Below are 23499 nucleotides of genomic sequence, written 5' to 3'. Positions count from 1 at the left end.
CTGCACACACCGAAACCTACCGCAGAAGCGCCCTGATCAAACACACATGGTGGGCCCGACCCGCTGCGATGGCATCGGCCATAGCTGCACGTTCTAACCTGGCAGCCGGAGGTTCGCCATGGCCAACACCGCACCCGCGCCGATGCCGGCCGCCTTCATCGGCCACGGCAGCCCGATGAACGCGATCGAGTCCAACCGCTTCACCACCGCCTGGCGCAGTTTCGGCCGGTCGGTGCCGCCGCCCCGGGCGGTCCTTGTGGTCAGCGCGCACTGGTACATCAAGGCCACCGCGGTGACCGCGATGCCGCGGCCGCGCACGATCCATGACTTCTACGGATTCCCGCGCGACCTGTTCGACGTGCAGTACCCGGCGCCGGGCCTGCCGGAGCTGGCCGAGGAGGTCAGCGATGTGGTGCACCCGACCTGGGTGGGCGCCGACGTGGACAGCTGGGGCATCGACCACGGCGCCTGGTCGGTGCTGGTGCACGCCTTCCCCGAGGCCTCGATTCCCGTTGTGCAACTGGCGATCAACGCCGACCAACCGGCCGAATACCACCTGCGGCTCGGGGCACAGCTGGCGCCGCTGCGGGAGCGCGGGGTGTTGGTGCTCGGCAGCGGCAACATCGTGCACAACCTCGCCGCGATGGACCCGCGCCGGCCCGAAGGCGGCTTCGACTGGGCGCGGCGGTTCGACGACGCCGCGCACCGGCAGTTGACCGACTCCCCCGCCGACGTTCTCGGCCTCCAGGCACACCCGGACTATGCGGCCGCGGTGCCGACGCCCGACCACTTCATCCCCATGCTCTACTTCGCCGGGTTGGCCGCGGCCGCAACCGGTTCGGTGAGCTCTCTGGTGGACGGCTACAGCTACGGGTCGTTGTCGATGACTTCCTATGTCCTGAGCTGAGCGGGTCGCGCGCCGGGCCGGCCCCGCACCGGGCCCGCGATAAGGTGACTGCGTGGTGTGCCATGACCAGACGCCGGGCCCGGGACGCTAGGACACGCATGCGCGGAATCCTGCTGGCCGGCGGTTCGGGCACCCGGCTGCACCCGATCACGATGGGCGTCAGCAAGCAGTTGCTTCCGGTGTACGACAAGCCGCTGGTCTACTACCCGCTTTCCACCCTGATCATGGCCGGGATCCGCGACATCCTGGTGATCACCACCCCCGCCGATGCCCAGGCATTCGAGCGGCTGCTCGGTGACGGCTCGGTTTTCGGGGTCAATCTCAGCTACGCGGTGCAGCCCGAGCCGGAGGGGTTGGCACAGTCTTTCGTGATCGGCGCCGAGCACATCGGCTCCGACTCGGTGGCACTTGTGTTGGGCGACAACCTGTTCTACGGACCCGGCCTGGGCACCAGCCTGCGCCGGTTCCAAAATGTCAGCGGAGGAGCGATTTTCGCGTACCGGGTGGCGAACCCGTCGGCCTACGGGGTGGTGGAGTTCGGTCCCGACGGCACCGCGCTATCGCTGGAGGAGAAACCGGCCTTCCCCAAATCCCCGTACGCCGTGCCGGGCCTGTACTTCTACGACAACGACGTCATCGAGCTGGCGCGGGCACTGCGTAAATCGGCCCGCGGTGAGTACGAGATCACCGAGATCAACCAGACCTATCTGGACCAGGGCCGGCTCTCGGTCGAGGTGCTGGCCCGCGGTACCGCGTGGCTGGACACCGGCACCTTCGACTCGCTGCTGGACGCCAGCGACTTCGTCCGCACCATCGAGCGCCGCCAGGGCCTGAAGATCGCGGTGCCCGAGGAGATCGCCTGGCGAGCCGGCTACATCGACGACGATCAGTTGGCCGCCCGCGCCGCCGAGCTGTCCAAATCCGGGTACGGCGACTACCTGTTGGGGCTGTTGGAGCACAAGTAGGGCGGCGGCGGCGACGTCCGATTCGGCGCTGATTTGGTGCTCACGCAGGCCCTGAACCCGTGCGACGATGGGACGCGGACGCAAGGGGGTCGCAGTGTCGGTAACGGTGTCGACGGTGGAGGCGTCGCGGCCGCAGCAGTTGGTTGCCGCCGCCGCCGACCTCGGCACCAAGATCTCCACCCTCGACGCGACGATGAATGCGCAGCGGCAAGCCTTGGCGCAGCTGCGTGCGTCGTGGGAGGGCCAGGCCGCCAGCGCGGCCATCGCCAAGGCCGAGCAGAACCTCGATCAGCAGGAAGAGTTGCGTGCTCGGCTCTCCGCGCTGCAGCAGGCGCTGCAGTCCGGCGGCACCCAGATGGGCTACCTGCGGACCGGGCTGCTGGCCACCGTCGAGATGCTGCGCGCCGTGGGCTGGGAGGTCGCCGACGACGGCACCGCCACCCCGCCGCCCTTCCCGCCGCTGCTGCGGCTGCTGGCCCCGGCGTGGACCGCCATCCTCAAGAAGATGCTGGCGGTGTTCGGCGCCATCGACACCGCCACCGCGGCGGCCATCGCCGCAGCGCTGGGCGGCCCGGTCCCCGAAACCCCGCCGGGCACCCTCGGTGATCCGCGCGCGATGCCCCCGCCGGGAACCAGCGCCGAGGATGTCAAGAAGTGGTGGGACTCGCTGAGCGGGGCCGAGAAGAACCAGTTGATCGCCGAGCACCCGGCGGCGTTGGGCAACCTCAACGGCATCCCGGCCGAAGTGCGCGATCAGGTGAATCAGGCTGTCCTGCAGGATGATCTGAACCGGGTCCAAGACGCGGCCACCCAGCACGGGGTGTCCACCGAGGAGGTGCTGGCCAATCCGGGTGCCTATGGGCTGACCTCTGCCGACGCCACCCGCTACACCAACGCCGTGCAGACCCAGAAGGGTCTGGAGAAGATGGCCGCCGAAGGCAAGCAGGACCGTCCGGTGATGTTGTGGGCCTACGATCCGCTGGCCTTCAACGGTCAGGGCAAGGCCGCCGTGGCGATCGGCAACCCCGACAAGGCCCAGAACACCGCCGTCGTGGTGCCCGGCACGGGGAGCAGCGTCAAGGACGGCTGGTTGGAAAGCGACAACGCCACCAACCTGTATGACCAGATGCGTCTCGGTGACCCCGATGAGTCGACGTCGGTGATCGCCTGGATGGGCTACGACGCCCCGGACAGCCCCACCGACACCCGCATCGCCACCCCCGACCTGGCCCGCACCGGTGGTGACCTGCTGGCAGCCGATGTGAACGGCCTCGGTGCCACCCACGAGGGAGGGCCCTCCAACGTCACCGTCATCGGGCACTCCTACGGTTCCACCACGGTGGCCGACGCATTCGCCGGCAGCGGGATGAACGCCAACAATGCGGTGCTGATCGGCAGCCCCGGAACGGATTTGGCCAACAGCGCCGAGGATTTCCATCTGCCCGAGGGCGGAAAGGTGTATGTCGGTGCGGCCTCTAGCGATCCGGTGAGCTGGCTGGGCCAGGCCGGTCCGATCCCGGACATCATCAACCGTGAACTGGGCTATCCGCTGGGCATGGAGGCCGGTCTCGGCCGTGACCCGGCCGGCGACGGATTCGGCTCGGTGCGTTTCGATTCCGAGGTGCCCGGGCGCAGCGGCCTGCCGGATTTCGGCGACCACTCCCGCTACTACGACATCGGCAGCGAATCGTTGCGGTCCATGACCGACATCGCCACCGGCGACGGGTCCACCCTGGCCGACAACGGGCTGACCGCCGAAGGCCGCAGGCAACCACACATCGGACTGCCGGACAAGGTCGATCTTCCCGGACTCCCCCCTATCGACCTGCCCGACTGGGACACTCGAATCCCCGGCACCCCTGCTTTCAACGACCCGGAAGGCGACCGTGGCACCGTCACCAAAGACCACCAGTACTGACCGTGCCCGCCGCAGCGCGGCGCTGTGGACGGCCGCTGTGGCCGGCGCACTATTGCTAGGAGGATGCGCAATGGGTTCCGAGAAGCCCGCCGAGCGCCCGGCCAGCCTGGACGGGCCGCAGATGAGCGACGAGCAGACCCGCGCCCAGGTCGTGGAGCCGGCCAAACGGCTCGTCGCGTCCGCCGGGCTGCAGGTGCGCGGCGCGACCTTCGAATTCGACTCGTGCACCGATCAGGAGGTGGCGCCGTACCGCGGGCAGGTCGGGATGGGATTCACCTTCCCCGCCGGGGTGGACCCGCAGGCCTACCTCGACCAGATCGTCGCGGCCATGCGCGCCGACGGCTGGCGCGACGGGGCGCCGTCGGGGAAGCAGCCACACGGGCGGGCGATGAATCTGGGCGAGGTCATGGCCATCATCGCGGCCAACCCCGACCATCCCGACCGCGGCTACATCGAGATCTACGGGGAGTGCCGCAATGCCGGCGATCACAGCGCCGACGAACAGGACATCCGGGCCGAACTCACCAGCTGACAGCTAACCGCCCGGCATCTCCACCTTTTTGATCGACGCCGCCGAGGCCTCGTCCTGCGACTCGTACCCGCTCGCGGCCTTGCTCAGGTTGCTGCCAAAGGTATTCGCCGCGTCGGCGACCGCGGTGGTGGCGGCGCTGACGGCGGACTGCGCGTCATGACAGGCACCCGCGGTGGCCAGCTGCGGCACCGCGGCCGCGGCGTCGGCCAGCACGGCGTCGGCACCCAGGCCCGCCACACTCGCACCGGCCTGACTGAACGCCGTGCCGGCGGTCGTCAACGCGGCCGGGTCGACTTTCAAGATCTGACCGCCGCTCATACACGCCCCCCACCAATTGCGCCGCCCCGAATGGCCGGCAGGTATACCGCTGATTTTACGGCGGTCGGGGCCATCCTCCGCGCGGCAATTTTGGCCGGCCGGACTTGGGTGGCCGTCCCCACCGCGGCCCGACTCGCCCCGCTACTTCCTCCCGTGAGTCAGCGCGTGTCTTACCGATATGAAGTGCATCGCCGCTGTTCAGAAGCTTCATCAATACCCCGTTGCATTGTGTGCCCAATGGGCACACAATGGATGGCGTGGCTACGAAGACAGAGCGGTTCGCGGTGCGCCTGACTGCCGAGCAGGACGCGCTGATTCGTCGTGCCGCCGAAGTGGAGGGGACCGATCTGACCAACTTCACGGTGACCGCGACGCTGGCTCATGCCCGCAACGTTCTCGCCGATCGGCGGCTGTTCATGCTCGATCCACCGGCCTGGTCGGAGTTCGTATCGGTGCTGGACCGGCCGGTGTCGCACAAGCCGCGGCTGGAGAAGCTGTTCGCGGAGCCCTCGATCTTCGACGAGTGAGCGGCTACAGCGCGCCCCGCCCGATCAGCGAACACGATGTGGTCGCCGAGTTCGACAGCGGCGAGCCCACCCTGGATGGGTACCTGCGGGGACGCGCCCTGGCGAACCATGTCGAGGGTGCCTCCCGGTGCTTCGTGACGTGCCGGGACGGCCGTGTCGTCGGGTTCTACGCGCTGGCCTCGGCGGCGGTGGAACGCGCCGGCACACCCGGGCGGGTACGGCGCAACATGCCCGATCCGGTGCCGGTGATCCTGTTGTCGCGGCTGGCGATCGACCGCAAGGAACGAGGCCAGGGGCTGGGTGCCGCGCTGCTGCGCGATGCGATCACCCGCGCGGTGGCCGCTGCGGAGATCATCGGCGTGCGGGCACTGCTGGTGCACGCGCTGCACGAGCAGGCGCGGGCGTTCTACGCGCACTTCGATTTCGAGCCCTCACCGACCGACCCGCTGCACCTGCTGCTGCTGATCAAAGACGCCCGAGCCCTGCTCGACCCTCCGCAGAGGTGACCGGCTGATGCCCAACGACACGGAGACCGTACCGAGGGACCGGCGATGGCGAACAGCAGAGACTTCCGGGGATTTCTCGACCACATGGACGAGTTCCGGCGGTCACCGGAGGCCTTGCAGTTCCATGCCGATCGAGGTGGTTAGCCATGAATACCGAGAGAAGCGGGGCAACGACCATTGAGGCTTGCATGGGTACAAATCAGTCGTACTTCTCATCTTCTGTGGCCGACGGGTCGCAGTCATTGAGTCCATAAAGCAGGCTGGTGGCGACCCAGCCCAGCCGCTTGTTGCCGTCCACAAGGGCAACGTTCTTGACAAGTGATTCCAGTAGCGCGGCGGCCTTCTGGTGGATCATCGGATAGGCGTCCTCGCCGAACACGGAAGCTTTGGGGCGAGCCAAACGACACGCCGAGACTTTTCTCATCCACAGTCCGTTACAGCCGCTGAACTGCATGTATCGGGAATTACACATATGTTATTCACAGCCACCGCGTCATCGGCCGTGCCCTTATTCGCAAATACTCCACAGGACCATCCACAGCGATGCCGCCGAATGGCAGCACGGCTGCGTAGCGTTGACACCAGATCGGTTCCCGGCCTACGAATTGAACTGCCTCTCACCGCTGGCCGGCGGTGCGAGGCAGTTGCAGTCGCACAGGCCGCATCAGGGCTTGCCGGCCAGAGGCTGCACCCTTTCACAACGCAACTGATTGAAGCGCTTTGTCGCCGAGAGTTGACCGGGGATCAGGCCGCAGCGGCTGTCATCTCGCGGTTTGTCAATGCGGCCGATCAATACTGAGCTGCAACGTATCTCGCTTCACCGAGTCTGTGCCTATACGTTGCGAGTTCGCCTCTCGGTGTGCCCATCCCAACGGCTTAGTCGGGGCTAGTTCCTTTCGACTTCCATGCCAGGATGTCGAGTATTCGGACAGCCGTCAGCTCTCCTGGAGTATTCGTGGCTTTGTCCAACACACTGAAGGCATCGTGTTCGGTTCGAATGTCGCTGCCGATCGCCACGGTGATTGCTGCCAAGTACCACGACGCGACGCTTGCGGTTCGGGGTCAGAAGTCCCCCACCGAAATCTCCTTGAGCATGTCGAGGGCCTGGTTGGCGACCACTTCTTGAGCCGGGCGTCGTCGTCGCCCTCAAGCTCTTTGAGCCGTTTGAGGTGCCGGCACACCTCGCTGAGTTCTTGTCCCGTCCGGAGGAGCTTGTTGCCCTCGGTCAGCTTGCGGATGATCTGATCCGGCGTGTGCCGCCGATGCTTGTTCGATGCCGACACAAGAAGCTCGCGGGTCGTGAATACTCACAGAATATTGACGGGTAGGTCACTGGATCGTGGTGGCTAAAGGAGTGGCGGAGTGTATGACGAACTTGGGCATTAGGGGCGCGGTAGCCGTGGCGGGCGTCGCGGCCATCTTGCTTGGAGCGGCGGCTTGCGGCACCTCGGGGAACGGGAATGGAGGTGGGGGCCACCCAGACAACTCGGTGAGGCACGCCATTACCGGTACTACCGATGACTGGCTGAAAGCCGTGTGTGGACCTGCAACAGTTCATTACTCTGAGGGTCCACCGCTCAAGGGGGCGGTTGGCGGTGGCGCATGTACACGAATCGGGCCGCGGACGAGCCTGATCATGATGTCTCAGTGGGATTCCGAGGCCACGATGATGAATGCCTTAGCTTTGTCTGGGACAGAGTATTTCGCGGTGGCAGAGACTGGCGAGTTAGTCACTGTGTTTCACGTGATGCAAGATGACCCCACTGCTTTACAGCCCCTGGCGCAGTTTGGATTCGTCGTCCAACCGTGGAAGGCGGGGGTTGCGCGGCCTTCGGTCGAGGAAACTCCGCCCACAGCACCTGTACCCGCGGTTGATCCCGTACCGCCTGGGCCTACGACGACGTCTGCGTCTAGCTCAGTCGTGCGCTTTCGGTCCCAAACCGGCAACATCACTTGTGAGCTAGCTACTGCCGATGGTCAAACCACCGCGCTCTGCGAAGTCGGGAATCACACATATAAACCAGAGGTGAGGTCGGACTGCTCTCATGACGTCATCAACTCTTTCGCTCTGCGTCAGGGGCGAGCAGTTGCCGTTAACTGCTATCCCGCGACTGTATTTGAGCCAGGGGCGACAACTCTCACCTATGGCTATCCGTTTGGGCGCGGGGCGATTTCATGTTCCTTTGATGAAGTGACCGGGGTCACGTGTAAGGACGCCACAACCGGGCACTACTTCCAGGCGTCCAGGCAGGCGTATCGCTGGCAATGAGTTGAGCGCCGCCTCCTCTGGAAGCCGTAGCACTGTTCTCACGCACGCTTGATCGCCCCTCCATCCTGCAGCAATCCACTGCAGCCACTGCGCCTTTCCTCGGCGGCAGCCACCTCAACGACCCTCGACCTGCCTATCGCCTGCCGCGCCTTGGCCGTCCTCCCCCGCAGCAGCCGCCCCGCCCGGCCCACTTCGGTGCACCTGGGGCCCATGAGGGGGACCAATTGCGGTGGATGGTCATCGATACCCGCCCGCCCGGCCGAAGGATTCGTCAAGCTGACGTGGGACGTAACTCCACGCCGCCCAGATCTGACCAGCAAGCAGCTAGTGCTGAACTACCCCGATCTATTCAGTGAAGACGTAGTGAGGAAAGCACGGCACAGGTTGATCGGACCTTAGCTCCACGCCGAGATCCAGACGGTACGGATGACAGCGGCGGCAGGCTGCTTCGCGTTCCAGAGCACTCATCTATGAGCCCCAACAGATCAGCCGTGAGTCGTGTTTATCAGCACCCACGCAACAAGAATGACGTTCCAGCGCCGCGCACTGCATCCGGTGAACCGGCCCGCCGCAGCGTCATAATCCCCCACACCCAAGCCATACGTCGATCCGCCGTCCTCCGATACGGTCGTAGGTGTGAGCCCCAAGGACCGCGTGCCGCGTCTCTGTAATCTCAAGAACCCTGCGCACAACGTTGAGACATGCCGGCACTGTCAGTGGTTGCTCCGAAGCCCGCAGGCTCGAAAGAATCTCCGCGATAAGAAGGCGGCGGACCGCCGTGCCGCAAAGGAATTCGCTGCGACTCGCGACCCTATCCGGGTTGTGCGGGGCGGTCTCGGGTCTGGCAACTAGTCAGACAGTCCTTAAGCCCACTCCCGTCGATATGATTTGCAGTCTGCGATCTACTCGCGGCGTCTCTGCGATCAGATTCGAAGAGTTGATTCATGTGCCCAACTGTCTCTCATAGGTATGGCAACCACTGAGCACAGTGCTGCCTCGCCCACTTCTCGTATTCCGTGCTCCGTTCGACCCAGTCATCGTCTGGGGCCTGAAATACCCCCTCGCCACAGTTGGCGAGCCGTGTCGTAGGCAGCGAATACCGTGGCGAGCTGTGACCACAGATCAGAGGGAGCGCCTGCTGCGGATGGCGGGCTTGATGTGGAGCAACGCCGATCGCGCCGCTCGGGCGTGGCGGATGGGCGAGTGGGCGTTGCTGCACCAAGTCCGCGCCGATGGCAGCAGCAAGCCCCGTGATCCGTCTCGGTTCGTTCCGGACCGGGGAAGCAGCCTTGACCTCGACGACTCGCACTTCCTGCCTCAGCTTGGCGGGAACTTCGTCAGCTCGACAGCGCGGTTTCCCGTGATGAACGCGGCCGAATGCCTCGTAGGGGCATCTCAGGCGTTCGGGGCATCGCTGGAGCAGAGGCGAACCAGCACACTGTCGACCGGGATCCTGTGCCGCAGCGCCATCGAGAGCGCCGCCAAGACCATCTGGCTTCTCGCCGATCCCAACCGCGCCGTCCGGCGCGCCCGCACTCTGGGCTACACCGAACGTGAGATCGGCTATCAGAAGAAGTACATCGCCGTTGAGAAGCGCTTTCTCGATGTGCGCACTGACCGCCGCGGCGCTGCGCGCCAGAGTTTCGCCGAAACGGAGCAGCAGTATCGAGCGCGGTTGAATTTCCTGACATCGCTACCGCAGGCGGCCCGACAGCGGCCTCCCTCAGACTACGAGTTCTTTGTCCGCTGGGCCGGAAACTGGATCGACAAGAACCCGCCCGCGCACATCACTGACGCTGACGGATTGCCTTACGGGATGTCGATCGGGGCCGAGCGCTTCTACACCGTCGGATCGAGCTTCGTACACGGATACAAATGGATGACCGCCTACCTCGGCACCGAAGAAGGCGTCCTCACCCAACTCGCCGACAGCCTCGCCGCGGCGATCATCATGACCGAGTGCGCCGTGGCGCTCTACGAAGCCCAGGCGACGCACCCCGCCCGAGCCCGAGTGCGCCGCAAAAACTACCCCGAACAACTGGAGTCGACGGTGTCGCTGTGGGCAGACCGATACCACCTACCCGCACCAGCAATGGGGGAACCCATTCCGATGCTGTCAACACATACGGAGCCCGGTCATGAGACAGTCTGAGCCGCAACGGATCACCGGTTGGTTTTACCTTCCCGAGGATCCGAGTACTCGTGTGCCGGGAGTGCTGACCTGGGAACCCGATGACGGCGCGACCCTGGAGCTGATCGGTGGTTTCTCCCCGGGACCCGAGTTCCGCCAGAATCCCACCGGTGGATGGGTCACTTCTAGCTTCGTGGGCGACGTGCGGCCCGGGACCATCTACGGCGAAACGGTCGCCGGACAACAGATCTCCATCTGGGATGCTCAGCGAGGCCAGCACACGGCAGGTTTCGGCGGTGCGGTGCGTGAGGAGTTCTGGCATTCGTCGTGGGTCTGCGTCGGTGCGCACATCGTCAGCACGGATGAGCCAGCGTTGGTCAAAGCTACGGTCACCATCGACGAGCTCTATTACCTCACCGACGACGGACGGTTCTGCGCGCCGCAATGGTCGCCGATCGAAGGCGTTGAGCATCCGGGCGAAAAGCAGCCCGACGGCACACTGTTGATGCCGTACATCTTCCCGGTCGTCGGCGGTTACCGCGCTGAGTACGCGCGGGCTGAGATCCCAGAGGCGTCGTATGTGGTCGCCACCACGGCGACGCGACCGTGGATGAGTCCAGCGACAGAGACCATGCCGGAACTGAAACTGGAAATGATGACGACCAAGTTCCGCAGCGGACCGCAGGTGCGGCTACAAGTCGGCGCTCACGCCTGTATTGAGCTGCCCGGCGGGGCGTCCGGGTCTATGACCGACTTTGTGGAGCGGATGTCGGCCGTGGATGACCTCGTTCAACTAGCTACATTCAAGTCTTGCGGCACCTCGCAGATCACCCTTCACACCATCAGCGATAAGAGCGTCTCGCTGCTAATACATACCGGCCAAACCGCCCATCCCGATGATCTGCACAACCCGGCATCCATCGTGTTCACCCTCGCCGACGTCACCCTCGAGTCGTACCTGCGGACGCGGCGGCGGTTCACCGAAGGAAACCAGGCAAGTTACGCGTGGAGTGTCGTCGTGGGTCTGTGCGGACATTCATCCCGCATGGTTGAGGAGTACGTGAGCCAGGCGCTGGCGGCAGCCGAGGGCTTCCACCGCTGGTGCCTTTGCGGCGGGAGCGACATGACGTTGAACGCACGCCTGCAGGCACTACACGACAGGCTCGCCCCCGATGTGCAGGCGGCGCTCGGCCTCGACACCGCTCGTTGGGCAAGCTGGGCGGTGTGGGCTCGCAACCATGTCGCACACGGCGGCACCAAAACGTGGCGCGCGCTTCGCGACAGCTTCGAACTCCATTCGGTCGCTGAGTCGGTTCACCTCGTCACCTACCTCGTCGCGCTGGAGGAACTTGACGTGCCCGTGACCAAGGTGCTCGACGCTCTACTCAACCACCCGCGGCTGAGCGCACTCGTGACACGATGTTCGCAGGTCAACGATCTCGGTGAGGCAACCTGATCAGCGGGAGAACGGGCGTCGTTGATTGTTGACATTTTGACCGTTGACGTATGCCCGGATTATCGGCGTTCCCGCGCGTTGACCCCCGCCTTGCCGATTCTGCGAGCATTAGCGTTCAGCGGCAAAAGCCAAGGCCGAGCACGTACATTGATCGACACGCCAGCTATCGGCGAAGGTCGTCGTGGACCCTTTGGCTTGCCGTCGACCAAAACTGGATGCCGGTAGTTCTGTGCCACAACCGGGGAATGATGGCGATCAGGAGATGGCGACATGGACAACGACGCCGCACGTGGTCCCAGCGCTGCCAGGCTGGCTGGACGGGAGCGCAGCAGAAAGTGAACAAAGCAGAGCTCATCGACGAACTCGCACGAAAACTGGGCACGGATCATCGGTATGCGACCGTGGTCTTGGAGAAGTTCGTCGACACGATCGTCCGCACGGTGCACGAAGGTGACCCCGTCACCATTACGGGCTTCGGCGCCTTCGAGCAGCGCCGCCGGCAGGTCCGCGGCACGCGCAATCCGCGCAGCGGGGAAATTGCCAAAAGAGAAGCGGTCGCCGTCCCGGTGTTTCGCCCGAGCGCACAGTTCAAAGCCGTAGTGTCTGGGGCCCAACGCCTTCCACGACAAGCGCCAGACCCACGACATCGCGGTGGGAACGGACGCGCGGGCGAGGATACACGTGCAGCAGCCGGACCAACGAGAACATCTGCAGCCGCTGCCGGCGCGAGCGCTTCGCTGCAAGTCGTAACCATGGACACCGTCCACCCAGTACACGCCCTCGCCACGGAATCCGCTGAGGTCAAGCAGACAGTGAGCGGGCCTGCTGTCCAGAAGGAAGCGCGACTAACGGAGCGCTTTCAGCGGTATTTGGAGACTCATGGTCGCCAGGTGATGCGGTACCGGATTACGCCGGCCGGGACACCCCCGCTGTACAGCGATCTGGCGGATACTACCGAGAACATCTTGTATGAGGCCAAAGGAACGGCCGACCGCATGAGTGTCCGCCTCGCACTCGGTCAGATCCTCGATTACGGCCGGTACGTTGAGGGTTCGCGGCTCGCGGTGCTCCTGCCTGATACACCAACGGGCGACCTGGTCGGACTACTAGAGCAGCACGGCATCGGCTGCGTCATCGAAACGACACCGGGGAACTTCCTCGATCTGACGGCGCTACAACGTTGTCCCACTCCATCCGGAACGATCGCCCCGTCGCGGCAGAAGCGGCTCGCAGTTCCGCGGCGGCCAGAACTAGACGCTGAAGATTCTTGGCAACCCCGTGACAACGGCTAACTCCGAATCGGCGGTCATTGCCCGGGCCCAGTTGTCCGGCATAGTTCCCGACTTCGCCCGTCGTTGACATGCCTTAGGACAGCCCACGTTGCTACTGGATACTACGACTGTCTGAACACCGAATCGTCTGTTGGGACTGGTGGATAACGTTCGCCCGTGACCACCTCGCGCACATCCCATTTGAGATGGTCATTCCGAGGACTCTCGCATATGACTTTGGTCGCCACCTTTGTGCCTGCAACGCGGTTCATCACCGCGCAGAGCAATAGCACTTGCGCGCTATCTGCCAACACGGCGATCTCCCTGGCGTCGTAGTGGTAGACCGGCTCGTGCTTCAATGCCTCGTACCGCTTCCACAGCAGCCGGGCCCACTTCTGTGGCACACCAACGAATTCCGTGAAGTCGCTGCCTAGATGGCGCGCGAGCCGTTCCGGCTGAACATCTTTACGATTCTTCTGTTTTGCCCACGCCCGCCCCTTCTTGGTGTGGTAGTTGACCCAGTACTCGATGCCTGTACATATGTCGAGCAGCCGACTCTCTCCGGGGGTGTGGCGAGAGATCCGGTGGCGCGCGGTCAGGGGCCCTGTCGCACGGTAATGCTCGGCAGACAGCCGAAGCCATCGCCTGATCCCGTCAATGCCGCCAATGGTCTCGTAACGAAGAAGCGGAAACGATTGATGGGGATCCGGAGGCTGAGTTCCTACGGGTACCTCCATTAGCCGGTCAGACCAGAATTTTGCGTTCGAAATCTCCTCCGGATCGACAAGATCGAGGCGGACGTATCCGCCGTCCGCGCTCACGAAACCGTCCCAGCACAAACTGACCAAGTTCTGTATTGAGATCAGGGTGTTCATGTGCACGCGCCAGTCCATGGGTGAGCGTGAGACGGAGGAGATGCTGAGGGGCGTGAATACCCGTTGATCATCCTTTGGACCTGTCACTGCGAAATGTGTCGAAAGGACAATGGAGCGCGCTGACGACAGTTGGGAGACGTGCTCCGGCGCGGCTTCGATCCTGGTCGTGATGACCTTCGGGCGACCGAATTGATCGCGCTCCACTTCCGTCGTTGATCCAGTCAGCGATGACCAGTACTCCATGCCGGGGAAATACGCCGTCATCTCGTACATCTTCGATGACTTGAGCCTGTCGGCGCTGAATCCGACTGCGATCGCGCGTGCGTAGTAGTGGCGGCTGGAAGCCCTCGAGCCGCCTACAACGCGTCGACCCCCTATCCGGGTGACGTCGAAAAGCAGAGTGCCGTGGACTTCAGAGACGGCGAGCAGGGAATTCGGCATGTGGTCGTGCTCGGGGATGGTGTCGAGCACGGAACCAATCGGCCCCGGCGCCAATACAGACACCTTGACCCGGTTCTCTTCCCTCGCGATGTTCGCGGTGAAAGTCTTGTCTGGCCAGCCAACCTCTCCGAAGAACGGCCAGACGTGCGCGACTGAGCCCGCCAGTGTGTCGGCAACCAGCTGGTCCAATGCGACCCCCAAGATGATGTTGGTTGACTGTACCCACGCTGTCCGTCTCAAGGCCCGAACTCTTAGTGGACGACGTGTGACGTCACCTTGACCCAGCGAGCCACCGGTATCGGCGACGCCTTGCGGAATGACGACCTGCGCAGTTTTCCGCGAAGAACCACCTGGGTGGAGGCCGGCCCGCCACGTCTGGTCGGCGTCCTCGATCTCACGCGATCGAGAGCGCTCCGTTGGCACCTGCCGACGGGGGAACCGTGCCCGTTCACACCCACAAACTGGAGCAGGCTCCTCAGGATTCAACCGGAGTTGACAACGTGTGTCAGCTCAGACGTCGGACACAAGTAATGCTGGATCCCCCAGCGGATGTGTTGTGGATTTGAAGAACAGTAGATTTTGGTCCGGCAGCTTCGCCTTGTACTCAGCCATCGCAGTGACCATCTTGTTCTCATTGCCCGGTAAAATTGAGATGGCGATGTTACGCCGGCCCTCGGCGCGCAAGGCCGACACGATGTGCTCATCCTGTGGACCGAAGCTCGCACCGAATATTACCGTTGCGTCGTGGTTCTCAGACAGCCGTCGATACGCAAAGGATAGGTAGTCCGAGCGCCGAATTGCGCGGAGCTTCTGTGCGTGTCGGCCCTCGCTGACTATCAAGGGCTGCCGATTGGGATTTGCTTCCAAAGCGTCGCCGAGTTGCGAAAGCAGGCCACCTTGTTGCTGGTTCGTCCACTTTCCCGTTTCTCCGGTGACCGAATCATGCCAGAGGTGGATACCGCCATGGAGGAACAGTAGCCCAGTCGCCGTAGCCGAATGAATCTCGGTGTCCAAAGGGTCAAAAGGGTTGTTCCAGAAGAAGTCGACGATTTCGGTGCTCCCCTGGTTGTACATCAGGGCCCAGTAGGTAAGCAGGTCGTAGTTCAGTGTGAAGGCCAGGTTGTGCTGGTCAAGAACTTCCGCAACCCGTTGCAAGTTCTTCATGGGCAGACTATTCCAACGAATATGCACTCGCTGTATTGCTTCTACGAGTTCTTGCCGCACGTGTTCGTAAAGGGCACGTACACCCTCGCTGTTCTCCTTCATGGCCGTCAGCACTCGTTCCGCATGCCAGAGCCCTTCGAGCACCTCTTCGAAGTTCGACGTATTCCAGTCCGTAAATAGCTGATCCACCGCGGATTCGAATACTGCGTGAGCACGTAGCTCTGAGTAGTCGAACTTGTGCCACGTGTTGATACTCATACCATTTCCGATGAGCAATGTAGGCCACGGATCGCTGGCCAAGTCCGCCCAGTCCCGGAGGTCTTCGATAACTGGCATACACACACGCCTTCCTTCGAGCGCTCAGTAATACTCGCGCACGTAACCCAGAGCCTTCTCAAACACGTCGTTGTCCCGAATCTTGAACTGCACGTAAAGCGTTTTGCGCAGTGCTTGGCGCACTTCCTGATCACCGCGGATAGTCGACTGCCAGCCCTGGAACCTAACTCCGCGCACTACTTCGTCGATACGGTTGACGATGTTCTCTACGATGATCGGGGTTTCGTCGGTCTTTAGCGCTTGGAAGAGCTCCGTCAGCGCCGCTTTGCCCTGCTCTTCCCTGGGCTCCTCATCAATGGCTTTCTCGGCAGCGACGGTGTCTTTAGCCAGTTCCAAGAGCTCGCGGAGGAAGTCGAGGCTGGATTGCTGTATGTCCGAGTACTTTTCACGCAGCGCGTTGAGACGCTGGCCAAGCTCGATGAAGACAGGATTGTTCAGGTGGCGGGCGATGCGGGCGGTGATCTGCTGCTCGATCTCCGCGATCGGCACGTCCTTGCGCTTGCCAGTCATCAGGTCCTCGATCGTCTGCGCATCAAGGACGATGGTCTCGACAGGTTCGGGGATCTCAACCTGAATGTTCTCGTTGATCAGCTCGATGGTCTTGGCGCCGAGGGCGTGCCAGACGAGTCGACCGGTAATGTCGGCCGGCCGCACTGACTCGTACACATCGGTAAGCCACTTGTAATCCTCGTGGAATGCCTGGAGCATCGGGTCGGGGCTGAGTGCCTCCCACAACTGGGAAACCACGCTGTACGCGAGGCCGAAAGCATCCTTGGTGGTGTCGTCCGCGATCGCGGCCTGCGCCTGAATGAGCCCCTCGTAACCACCGACGGACCGGTCGACCCCAGGAAAGAACGCGAGCGCAGTCGCCATCGCAGGGGCGAGCTGCTTCTTAAGCTCCTCGATGTTGCTGACGACCTGCTGAACAGCCGCCTCGTCGAACGCGAGAGACTTGGCGACGTCGTCAAAGATGCCGAGGTAGTCGACGATCAAGCCATGGGTCTTGTTGGGCGGGTAGACGCGGTTTGTACGGGTGATCGCTTGCAGAAGCGTGTGCTCCTTGAGCGGCTTGTCCAGGTACTGCGTCTGCAAGATCGGGGCATCGAAACCGGTGAGCAGCTTCGCGGTGACGATGATGATCTTCAGCGGATCGGCCGGGTCGTTGAACCGGGCGACGACTTGTTCCAGCTCCTCGGCGCCGGGCGTCCACTTCGCCCACGCTGCCGGGTCGGCGCGCGACTTCGACATGACGATGGTCGAAGCCTCGGCCGGAAGCATGGTGTCGATGGCTTCCTTGTAGGCGACGCATGACGCTTTGTCGTAGGCGACGAGCTGTGCCTTGAAGCCTTCGGGCTCAACCTTGGTGGCGAAGTGCTCGACCACGTCGGCGGCGATATGGCGGATGCGGTCGGGCGCTTTGATGAGCACCTCGATGGAGGCCGCCTTCTTCGAGAGTGTGATCTTCTCGCCCTCGGTCAGATTGCGTTCGGCCGCAAGCTCCTCGAAGGCCGCGTCGATCTTCTCCTGGTCGAGGTGGATCTCGGACAGGCGCGGCTCGAAATGCAGTGGCAGAGTCGCGCCGTCGCGGATGGAATCCTGGAACGTGTAGCGCGACAGGTAGCCGCCCTCGTCCTCTGGGGAGCCGAACCACATGAAGGTATTGCGGTCCCGTTTGTTGATCGGCGTTCCGGTCAGCCCGAACAGGAATGCGTGGGGCAGCGCCTCGCGCATCTTCTGTCCATAGTCGCCCTCTTGGGATCGGTGGGCCTCGTCGACCATCGCGATGATGTTGTGCCGGCTATCGAGCACACCGTCGGCTTCACCGAACTTGTGGACCGTCGTGATGATGATCCTGCGCGCCCCCTGGCTGAGCAGCGTCTGCAGCTCCTTGCGGGAGTCCGTCGACACGAGTCCGGGCACGTCGGAGGCGTTGAAGGTCCCGGTGATCTGGGTGTCGAGGTCGATGCGGTCGACGACGATCAGGATCGTCGGGTTGGTCAGCTCGGCCATCGCCCGCAGCTTCAACGCGGTGAACACCATCAGCAGTGACTTGCCCGAGCCCTGAAAGTGCCAGATCAGTCCCTGCTTGATCTTGCCATGCAGTACGCGCTTCACGATCAGGTTGGTTGCTTGGAACTGCTGGAAGCGGGCGATGATCTTGATCTTGCGGTGCTTTGAGTCGGTCGCGTAGGTCGTGAAGAACCGCAGGAAATCCAGCACAGCGGCGGGTTTGAGCACGCCGTTGACAGCGTCTTTCACCACCTCCAGGCCGACCTTGGCCGGCGCGTCGGGATCGGTCTCCTCCTCGCGCCAGGGACCCCATAGCTCGACCGGCATCCCGACCGTTCCGTAGCGGAAGTCCTTGCCCTCAGTGGCGAACGAGAACACGTTGGGCACGAAGACCTGCGGAACGCTCGCCTCGTAGTCGTCGTGCACCTGCGCGGCTCCGTCGATCCACGAGTACGCCGCCCGGATCGGGGTCTTCGCTTCACCGACGGCCAGTGGAAAACCGTTGCACCACAACACCAGATCGAAGCGTTTGCTCACCCGTCCGATCTGGTAGGTCACCTCAGTGGAGATGACCCACTGATTCGAGGAGTCGTCCTCGGGATGATCGAAGTCGACTAGGCGGACCGTGGTGTGCTCACCGTTGGGGCCGAACGGCATCGACTTCTGCCCGGTCAGCCATGCCATGAACTCCTCGTTCGCCACCACCGGATGCGGAGTCGCACGCGCCGAGATAAGAATCGCCCGCAATGCGTAGATGACTTCATCTGCCTTACGCGGATCGGTCTCGATCTCGGGGTTCAACCGAATCAGTGCGGCCTTGACCACGCCTTCCAACAACACTTCGTCCGTGCGGCGCGGCAACTCGTTGCCCGGCACGAACTGGACGTCGATCGACGTAATCAGATCGCGGACGAAGTCGCGGACAGTACTTGCCTCGTTGAACTGAGCCATCAGTTGCCTCCGAATACTTCGGCAGAGACAGTCCGAAGCAGAACTGTCGAAGCGACGAGCCGCCCTTGGACGGCCGCTGTGGCAGATCCCGCTCGGTCGATCGTGTCGACAACAACTGCTTGAACTGTTCTATCGGGCACCGGCAACTTCAAGCCTCGAAGATCTGTACCCGCGATTCCCGATACCGGCCCGCGCCTGACAATCGACGACATCAGGTCTCGGCCACGGTCGGAGCGGAAAAAATGAAGTACGAAGCTCGGGTCCGCCACATCAAGCGCGACACGGGACCGGATCACCGAGGATTCAAACGTGTAGGGCTCATCCAGCTCTGGCACAAGGCAACAGGCTCCCGCACCCTCAAACACTATCGAGCGTCGCGCAAACAAGAGGTCACCCTGTGCGAGGAGAAAACTCTCATCGGGTGCTACAACCCGCTCATAGTCCCCATCTGCAGAAATAACCTCGCCCCGGAACATCTCACCCATGTTGACCATCGGGACCTCGCCAGCACGTTGGCTCTTCTTCAACGCCAAGCCATTTTGCGATCCGATCATGCAGACAGCGTCGAATCGCATCGTTGCGGCGGACAACCCCTCGAAGAGCTCGTTGCGCACAACACTTCGAATGCAATCCAACTCCCTCAACAGGGCCATGAGCGAACGGCGCTCGCGCTCGACAGCCCAGAGGAGGTCGGCGATACGCCTCTGCTCGTCGAGGGGTGGAAGGTCGAACTCAAAGTTGGCGAGGTCACGCCAGTTCGTGCGTGGTGACAGCGAGCCAGCCGAGGTACCGAGGGCGTGGTCGAAGAACTCGTTCGACTGAACCAGGAACGGCAGGAACTCGCCGACCATTTGGGCTTCGTCAGCTTCAAAGGTGTAAATGTCACCGGAGCAAATGGCCTCGAACTCGGCGCAGGCAACCTTCCGCTGATAGGCGCGGCGCTTGCCGAACAGCGTCTGGCCGGGTTTCACCCGCCGGGTGAAGGTGGTGCCGTCCTCCGTCGATCCCCATCGACTGATCTTCAGCTCACCCGGGTCCATGTGCTCCATGGCGATAATCTGATCGGTGCCCGCCTCGTCGATGTTCCGCACGGTCTGATTGACGTTGCGGACGACATCACCGAAGGCGACTCGTTTCCACGCGGACTTGTCGAGATTGAGACTCACGCCATCACCTCCGACCCGAGCAGGGTCAGCACCTCGGCGACGGCGGTGTCGGATGTCTCAGCGGCAGCGCGCCAGTCGGCAACGGCATCCGCGACGTCAACCTGCTCGCTCGCGTCAGCGGCCTTGGCTCCCGCCACGTACTGCGGGATTGCGAGGCTGTATCTCTTGCCGGCGATCTCATCGAGTGCCGCGACGGCGGTAAACTGCTCGATATCGGCGAAGGCGCGGTAGGCACCGACAATCTTCTGCTGATGCGAGTCACGCAGAAACGACTGTGCCTGCTCGCGGGCAACCTCGTTGACCGCGTTGATGAACAACACCTTGCCCTTGTGCTCAGCGGGCTTGGTGGCACGGAGAATGACGACGACGGCTTCCATCGGGCTGTTGTAGAACAGGCCCGCGCCCAGCCCGAGGACGCACTCGATGAGGTCGGATTTCACGAGCGCCTCACGCATCGCTGCCTCCTCTCGCCGGAAGAGCACGCCGTGGGGGAAGAGGATCGCGGCGCGTCCGGTCTTGGGGTCGAGGCTCTTGGCGATGTGTTGGAAGAAGGCGTAGTCGGCGCGGCCCTGCGGCGGGGTGCCCCACATGTTGCGGCCGTAGGGGTCCTTGGCGAAAGCCTCACGGTTCCAAGTCTTGATGGAGTACGGGGGGTTGGCGAGCACGACGTCGAAGGTCTCCAGGCGACCTTTCGCGTTGAGGAACGCGGGGCGGGCGAGGGTGTCGCCGTGGGCGATGTGGCCGTCGGTGATGCCGTGCAGGAACAGGTTCATCCGCGCGATGGCAGAGGTCCCGTAGTTGAGTTCCTGACCGTAAAGCCGGACGCTGCGCCACTCTTCGCCATGCCGTTTGAGCTCAACGACAGTGGAGATGAGCATGCCGCCGGTGCCGCAGGTCGGGTCGTAGACCGACTCGCCGGGCTGGGGCTCGAGCATCAGCGTCATCAGGTGCACGAGGGTGCGGTTGGTGTAGAACTCCTGGGCGGTGTGGCCGGAGTCGTCGGCGAACTTCTTGATCAGGAACTCGTAGCCGTTGCCGAGTTCGTCCTCGGGCAGGTTCGCGATCGACAACGTCTTTGTGGAGAAGTGCTCGATCAGGTCGGCCAGGGTGGAGTCGGGCAGCAGGTTCTTGTTGCCCCAGTCCCCGTCACCGAAGACCCCTGGCAGGGTGTCGGGGTTGGCTGATTCGATCGCTCGCATGGCCCGCAGGACGGTCCCGCCGATGTTCTCGGTGGCGGAGCGGATATCATCCCAGTGACAGCCGTCGGGGATGGCGAAGCGGTGGTTCTCCGGGAGGTCGGCGAGTTCCTCATCGCCGTAGGTCTCCATCGCGGTGGCGTGCTCCTCGTCGTAGACGTCGGAGATCCGTTTCAGGAAGACGAGCGGGAAAATGTACTGCTTGTAGTCGCCGGCGTCGATGAGGCCGCGCAGCACGATGGCCGCGCCCCACAGGTGGGACTCCAGCTCCCGTTGGCTGATCTGCTTGGTCATGCGCTCAACCCCCATTTCGTCAGCTCGGCTTCGAGTGCGGCGCGAGTCTCTGCGGCCCGAGCGTGGGCGGCTTCAAGGTTGGCGAGCGCTTCAGCGAGCGTGAGCTTCTCGCCGGTGTCAGCGGTGACGACATAAAGCGGGATGTTCAGGTTGAAGCCGTTGGCCTCGATCTCATCAAGACCAACGACTCGGGCGCGCCCGTCGAGGTCCGCGAAGCCTTTGTACGCATCGAACAACGCCTGGGAGTGCTTGGGCTCCAGAGTGTTCTGGTTGCGACCCTTCTTCATCAGGTCCACGCCGTTGATGAATACAACCTTGCCCGTCCGGTCCGCGGGCTTGTCATGGCGCAGGATCAGCACACTCGCGGCGAGACCGGCACCGTAGAACAGGTTGGGGGCGAGTCCGATGACGGCCTCGATCTTGTCCGCCCTGAGGACGTGGGTGCGGATACGCGCTTCAGCGCCCTGGCGGAAAAGTGCGCCCTGCGGGAGGACGACGGCGACACGACCAGTTTCGGGGTTGGCAGAGGTGAGCATGTGCTGGACCCAGGCCCAGTCGGCGTACCCCTTCGGTGGAACGCCGCCGAGCTGATTGCGACCCCACTTGTCACTCGCCCACTCAACCTCGCCCCAGTTCTTCAGTGAGAAAGGCGGATTGGCGACGACGCAGTCAAATTGCGCAAGGTGATTCCCGGTGTAGAACGCCGGGTTGCGCAGGGTGTCCTCACGAATGATCTTGAAGTCCTCGACCCCGTGCAGCAGCAGGTTCATCCGTGCGATCGCAGAGGTCGCCAGCACCTTCTCCTGCCCGTAGAGCTTGCCCCACAAGGTCTTTGGACTACCGCCGCCGGTCTTCACGTGCTCGATGACCTCGATCAGCATGCCGCCGGTGCCGCAAGCAGGGTCATAGACGGTCTCACCCTCTTGCGGGTCAAGGATGTTGATCAGCAGTCCGACCACCGAGCGCGGCGTGTAGTACTCGCCGGCCTTCTTGTTTGACTGGTCGGCGAACCGCTTGATCAGGTACTCGTACGCATTGCCGAACACATCGGGAGCGACGTTCGCGTTGGACAGTGTCTTCGTGGAGAAGTGCTCAATCAGGTCGGCGAGCTTGCGGTCGGGCAGCTTGTCCTTGTTGGTCCAGTTTGCGTTGCCGAAGATTCCGTACAGCGTTTCAGGGTTAGCCTTCTCGATCTCCCGGAACGCGGTCTGCAACGCGCTGCCGATGTTCTCGGTGTGGTTGCGTACGTCGGGCCACAAGTTGCCGTCGGGGATGGCGAAGCGGTGGTTCTCTGCGAATGCCGCGAATTCATAATCTCCGCCGGACTCGGCGAGGGCCTCCGCGAACTCCTCTGTGTACACGTCACTGATCCGCTTGAAGAACATCAGCGGAAAGATGTAGGCCTTGAAGTCCGCCTGATCAATGCTCCCGCGCAGCAAATCAGCCGCTCTCGCTAGGTACTGCTCAAGCTCTGGCAGTGTGATGCGATCAGGCGCCAACGTCCCTCCTATGTTCACGATCAGCATGAGCGCTGCCACCGACAGAGCTCGCAGAACCTACAGGTTAGAGACCTCCGAGGTACGTCACCATCAACGCCACGAGTCCAACACAGCGGCGCGATCGATCCTGGCAATATCGGTTCAATCGGTACCGATCACGTCGGAATCTTCGACTTCGGCGCCTGCCCGCTTGTAGTGGATAAGGATGTCCTGACGTCGGTGCATAATCCGACCGAGACAAATACCGGACAGAGACAGAAAGGCCCGGGACTTTGCGTCCACCAAACCCGAGCGCGGTCACCTGGGACTGTCCCGAGTGCGGCCGGCGAACCCGCGCGAATCGGCGCACAGGCCTGGCCTACGCACACACGAAGTCGGATTCCACCGCTCTCTGCCCCCTGTCATCGCAACCCGCCATCGAGCCCGACTCGGTGGATGGTCCCGTCTTCCTCGGGAAAGTTGTCGAAGAGACGGCATCCAGGGCTTATCGCCAAGTGCCACTCGATGACGCCCCGAGTGTGAGCGTCACGACCTTGCCCGGTGGTCTACCAAACAGCAACCGAAGGCGACACTAGCTTCGGGGTTCGGCAGGGTGCTGCGGCCGTCGACACCCAGCGCTCAGCCGAGTCGGACGCGCGCCCCGACACACCCACAGGGCCCGGTGTCGTAGCCGTCGCACTGGAAGACACGATGAGGTGACCGCGCTCACTGAAATTCCCCACTGACGCTCATCGAAATTCCCCATCCGTGTGGCTCCGCCGAGAAGG

17 protein-coding genes and 1 pseudogene are annotated in these 23499 nt (G+C 63.0%); 9 read left to right on the top strand and 9 right to left on the bottom strand.

Annotated features, from left to right (window positions below; all coding sequences use genetic code 11):
- Nucleotides 1-142: 142 nt before the first annotated feature.
- From ygiD to FR943_RS00075, 4 genes are all read left to right on the top strand, one after another.
- The gene (ygiD, locus tag FR943_RS00090) at nucleotides 143-907 is read left to right on the top strand and encodes a 4,5-DOPA-extradiol-dioxygenase (protein WP_217154366.1); all 765 of its coding nucleotides are present in this window, start codon (nucleotides 143-145) and stop codon (nucleotides 905-907) included.
- Between the two features lie 98 nt (nucleotides 908-1005).
- Nucleotides 1006-1872 (top strand): glucose-1-phosphate thymidylyltransferase RfbA, encoded by an 867-nt coding sequence (gene rfbA, locus FR943_RS00085; RefSeq protein WP_217154294.1) that lies wholly within the window; start codon nucleotides 1006-1008, stop codon nucleotides 1870-1872.
- A gap of 94 nt (nucleotides 1873-1966) precedes the next feature.
- Nucleotides 1967-3790 carry an alpha/beta hydrolase gene (locus FR943_RS00080; protein WP_217154293.1) on the top strand — a complete coding sequence of 608 codons (1824 nt, stop codon included), beginning with the start codon at nucleotides 1967-1969 and terminating at the stop codon, nucleotides 3788-3790.
- 70 nt (nucleotides 3791-3860) lie between these two features.
- Entirely contained in the window at nucleotides 3861-4322 is a 462-nt protein-coding gene (locus FR943_RS00075) for a lipoprotein LppJ family protein (RefSeq protein ID WP_217154292.1), read from the top strand.
- A 3-nt stretch (nucleotides 4323-4325) separates the two neighbouring features.
- Here the strand turns inward: FR943_RS00075 and FR943_RS00070 are convergent, their stop codons facing one another.
- Nucleotides 4326-4640: a type VII secretion target gene (locus FR943_RS00070; RefSeq protein ID WP_217154291.1), complete on the bottom strand. Its 315-nt coding sequence runs from the start codon at nucleotides 4638-4640 to the stop codon at nucleotides 4326-4328.
- Nucleotides 4641-4888: 248 nt separating this feature from the next.
- Between FR943_RS00070 and FR943_RS00065 the strand changes: the two genes are divergently transcribed.
- A complete protein-coding gene (locus tag FR943_RS00065; protein WP_217154290.1) occupies nucleotides 4889-5167 on the top strand; it encodes a type II toxin-antitoxin system TacA family antitoxin in 279 nt (92 codons plus the stop codon).
- Nucleotides 5164-5673, top strand: a complete 510-nt coding sequence (locus FR943_RS00060) for a GNAT family N-acetyltransferase (RefSeq protein ID WP_217154289.1) — start codon at nucleotides 5164-5166, stop codon at nucleotides 5671-5673. The genes FR943_RS00065 and FR943_RS00060 overlap by 4 nt, the downstream gene beginning before the upstream one ends.
- Nucleotides 5674-5872: 199 nt before the next feature.
- Here the strand turns inward: FR943_RS00060 and FR943_RS26810 are convergent, their stop codons facing one another.
- Together FR943_RS26810 and FR943_RS00050 are read right to left on the bottom strand one after the other, a co-directional pair.
- The gene (locus FR943_RS26810) at nucleotides 5873-6052 is read right to left on the bottom strand and encodes a type II toxin-antitoxin system death-on-curing family toxin (RefSeq protein ID WP_372448053.1); all 180 of its coding nucleotides are present in this window, start codon (nucleotides 6050-6052) and stop codon (nucleotides 5873-5875) included.
- Between the two features lie 615 nt (nucleotides 6053-6667).
- Nucleotides 6668-6956 (bottom strand): annotated as a pseudogene (locus FR943_RS00050) (IS3-like element ISMyma8 family transposase); the annotation flags it as partial.
- 2097 nt (nucleotides 6957-9053) lie between these two features.
- On the opposite strand from FR943_RS00050, the gene FR943_RS00045 reads away from it, so the two are divergent.
- From FR943_RS00045 to FR943_RS26805, 3 genes are all read left to right on the top strand, one after another.
- Nucleotides 9054-10094, top strand: a complete 1041-nt coding sequence (locus FR943_RS00045) for a hypothetical protein (RefSeq protein WP_217154288.1) — start codon at nucleotides 9054-9056, stop codon at nucleotides 10092-10094.
- Nucleotides 10081-11529, top strand: coding sequence for an ApeA N-terminal domain 1-containing protein (locus FR943_RS00040; protein WP_217154287.1), 1449 nt, complete (start codon nucleotides 10081-10083; stop codon nucleotides 11527-11529). Before FR943_RS00045 ends, FR943_RS00040 begins: the two co-directional genes overlap by 14 nt.
- A 335-nt stretch (nucleotides 11530-11864) precedes the next feature.
- Nucleotides 11865-12821, top strand: a complete 957-nt coding sequence (locus FR943_RS26805; protein ID WP_217154286.1) for an HU family DNA-binding protein — start codon at nucleotides 11865-11867, stop codon at nucleotides 12819-12821.
- 101 nt (nucleotides 12822-12922) lie between these two features.
- Here the strand turns inward: FR943_RS26805 and FR943_RS00030 are convergent, their stop codons facing one another.
- The 6 genes from FR943_RS00030 to FR943_RS00005 form a co-directional block, all read right to left on the bottom strand.
- Nucleotides 12923-14305, bottom strand: a complete 1383-nt coding sequence (locus FR943_RS00030) for an ApeA N-terminal domain 1-containing protein (protein WP_217154285.1) — start codon at nucleotides 14303-14305, stop codon at nucleotides 12923-12925.
- A gap of 321 nt (nucleotides 14306-14626) precedes the next feature.
- Complete coding sequence (locus FR943_RS00025; protein ID WP_275957413.1) at nucleotides 14627-15616, bottom strand: DUF4917 family protein; 990 nt, start codon at nucleotides 15614-15616, stop codon at nucleotides 14627-14629.
- A gap of 24 nt (nucleotides 15617-15640) precedes the next feature.
- The gene (locus tag FR943_RS00020; RefSeq protein WP_217154283.1) at nucleotides 15641-18577 is read right to left on the bottom strand and encodes a type I restriction endonuclease subunit R; all 2937 of its coding nucleotides are present in this window, start codon (nucleotides 18575-18577) and stop codon (nucleotides 15641-15643) included.
- Nucleotides 18577-19743 carry a restriction endonuclease subunit S gene (locus FR943_RS00015; RefSeq protein ID WP_217154282.1) on the bottom strand — a complete coding sequence of 389 codons (1167 nt, stop codon included), beginning with the start codon at nucleotides 19741-19743 and terminating at the stop codon, nucleotides 18577-18579. Before FR943_RS00015 ends, FR943_RS00020 begins: the two co-directional genes overlap by 1 nt.
- Nucleotides 19740-21233: a type I restriction-modification system subunit M gene (locus FR943_RS00010; protein WP_217154281.1), complete on the bottom strand. Its 1494-nt coding sequence runs from the start codon at nucleotides 21231-21233 to the stop codon at nucleotides 19740-19742. The genes FR943_RS00015 and FR943_RS00010 overlap by 4 nt, the downstream gene beginning before the upstream one ends.
- Nucleotides 21230-22771, bottom strand: a complete 1542-nt coding sequence (locus FR943_RS00005; protein ID WP_308170389.1) for a type I restriction-modification system subunit M — start codon at nucleotides 22769-22771, stop codon at nucleotides 21230-21232. Before FR943_RS00005 ends, FR943_RS00010 begins: the two co-directional genes overlap by 4 nt.
- Nucleotides 22772-23499: the final 728 nt, after the last annotated feature.

The organism is [Mycobacterium] fortunisiensis (assembly GCF_019050325.1).
In the GTDB taxonomy this organism is placed as follows: domain Bacteria; phylum Actinomycetota; class Actinomycetes; order Mycobacteriales; family Mycobacteriaceae; genus Mycobacterium; species Mycobacterium fortunisiensis.
This window is presented reverse-complemented; position numbering and strand designations above follow the sequence as displayed.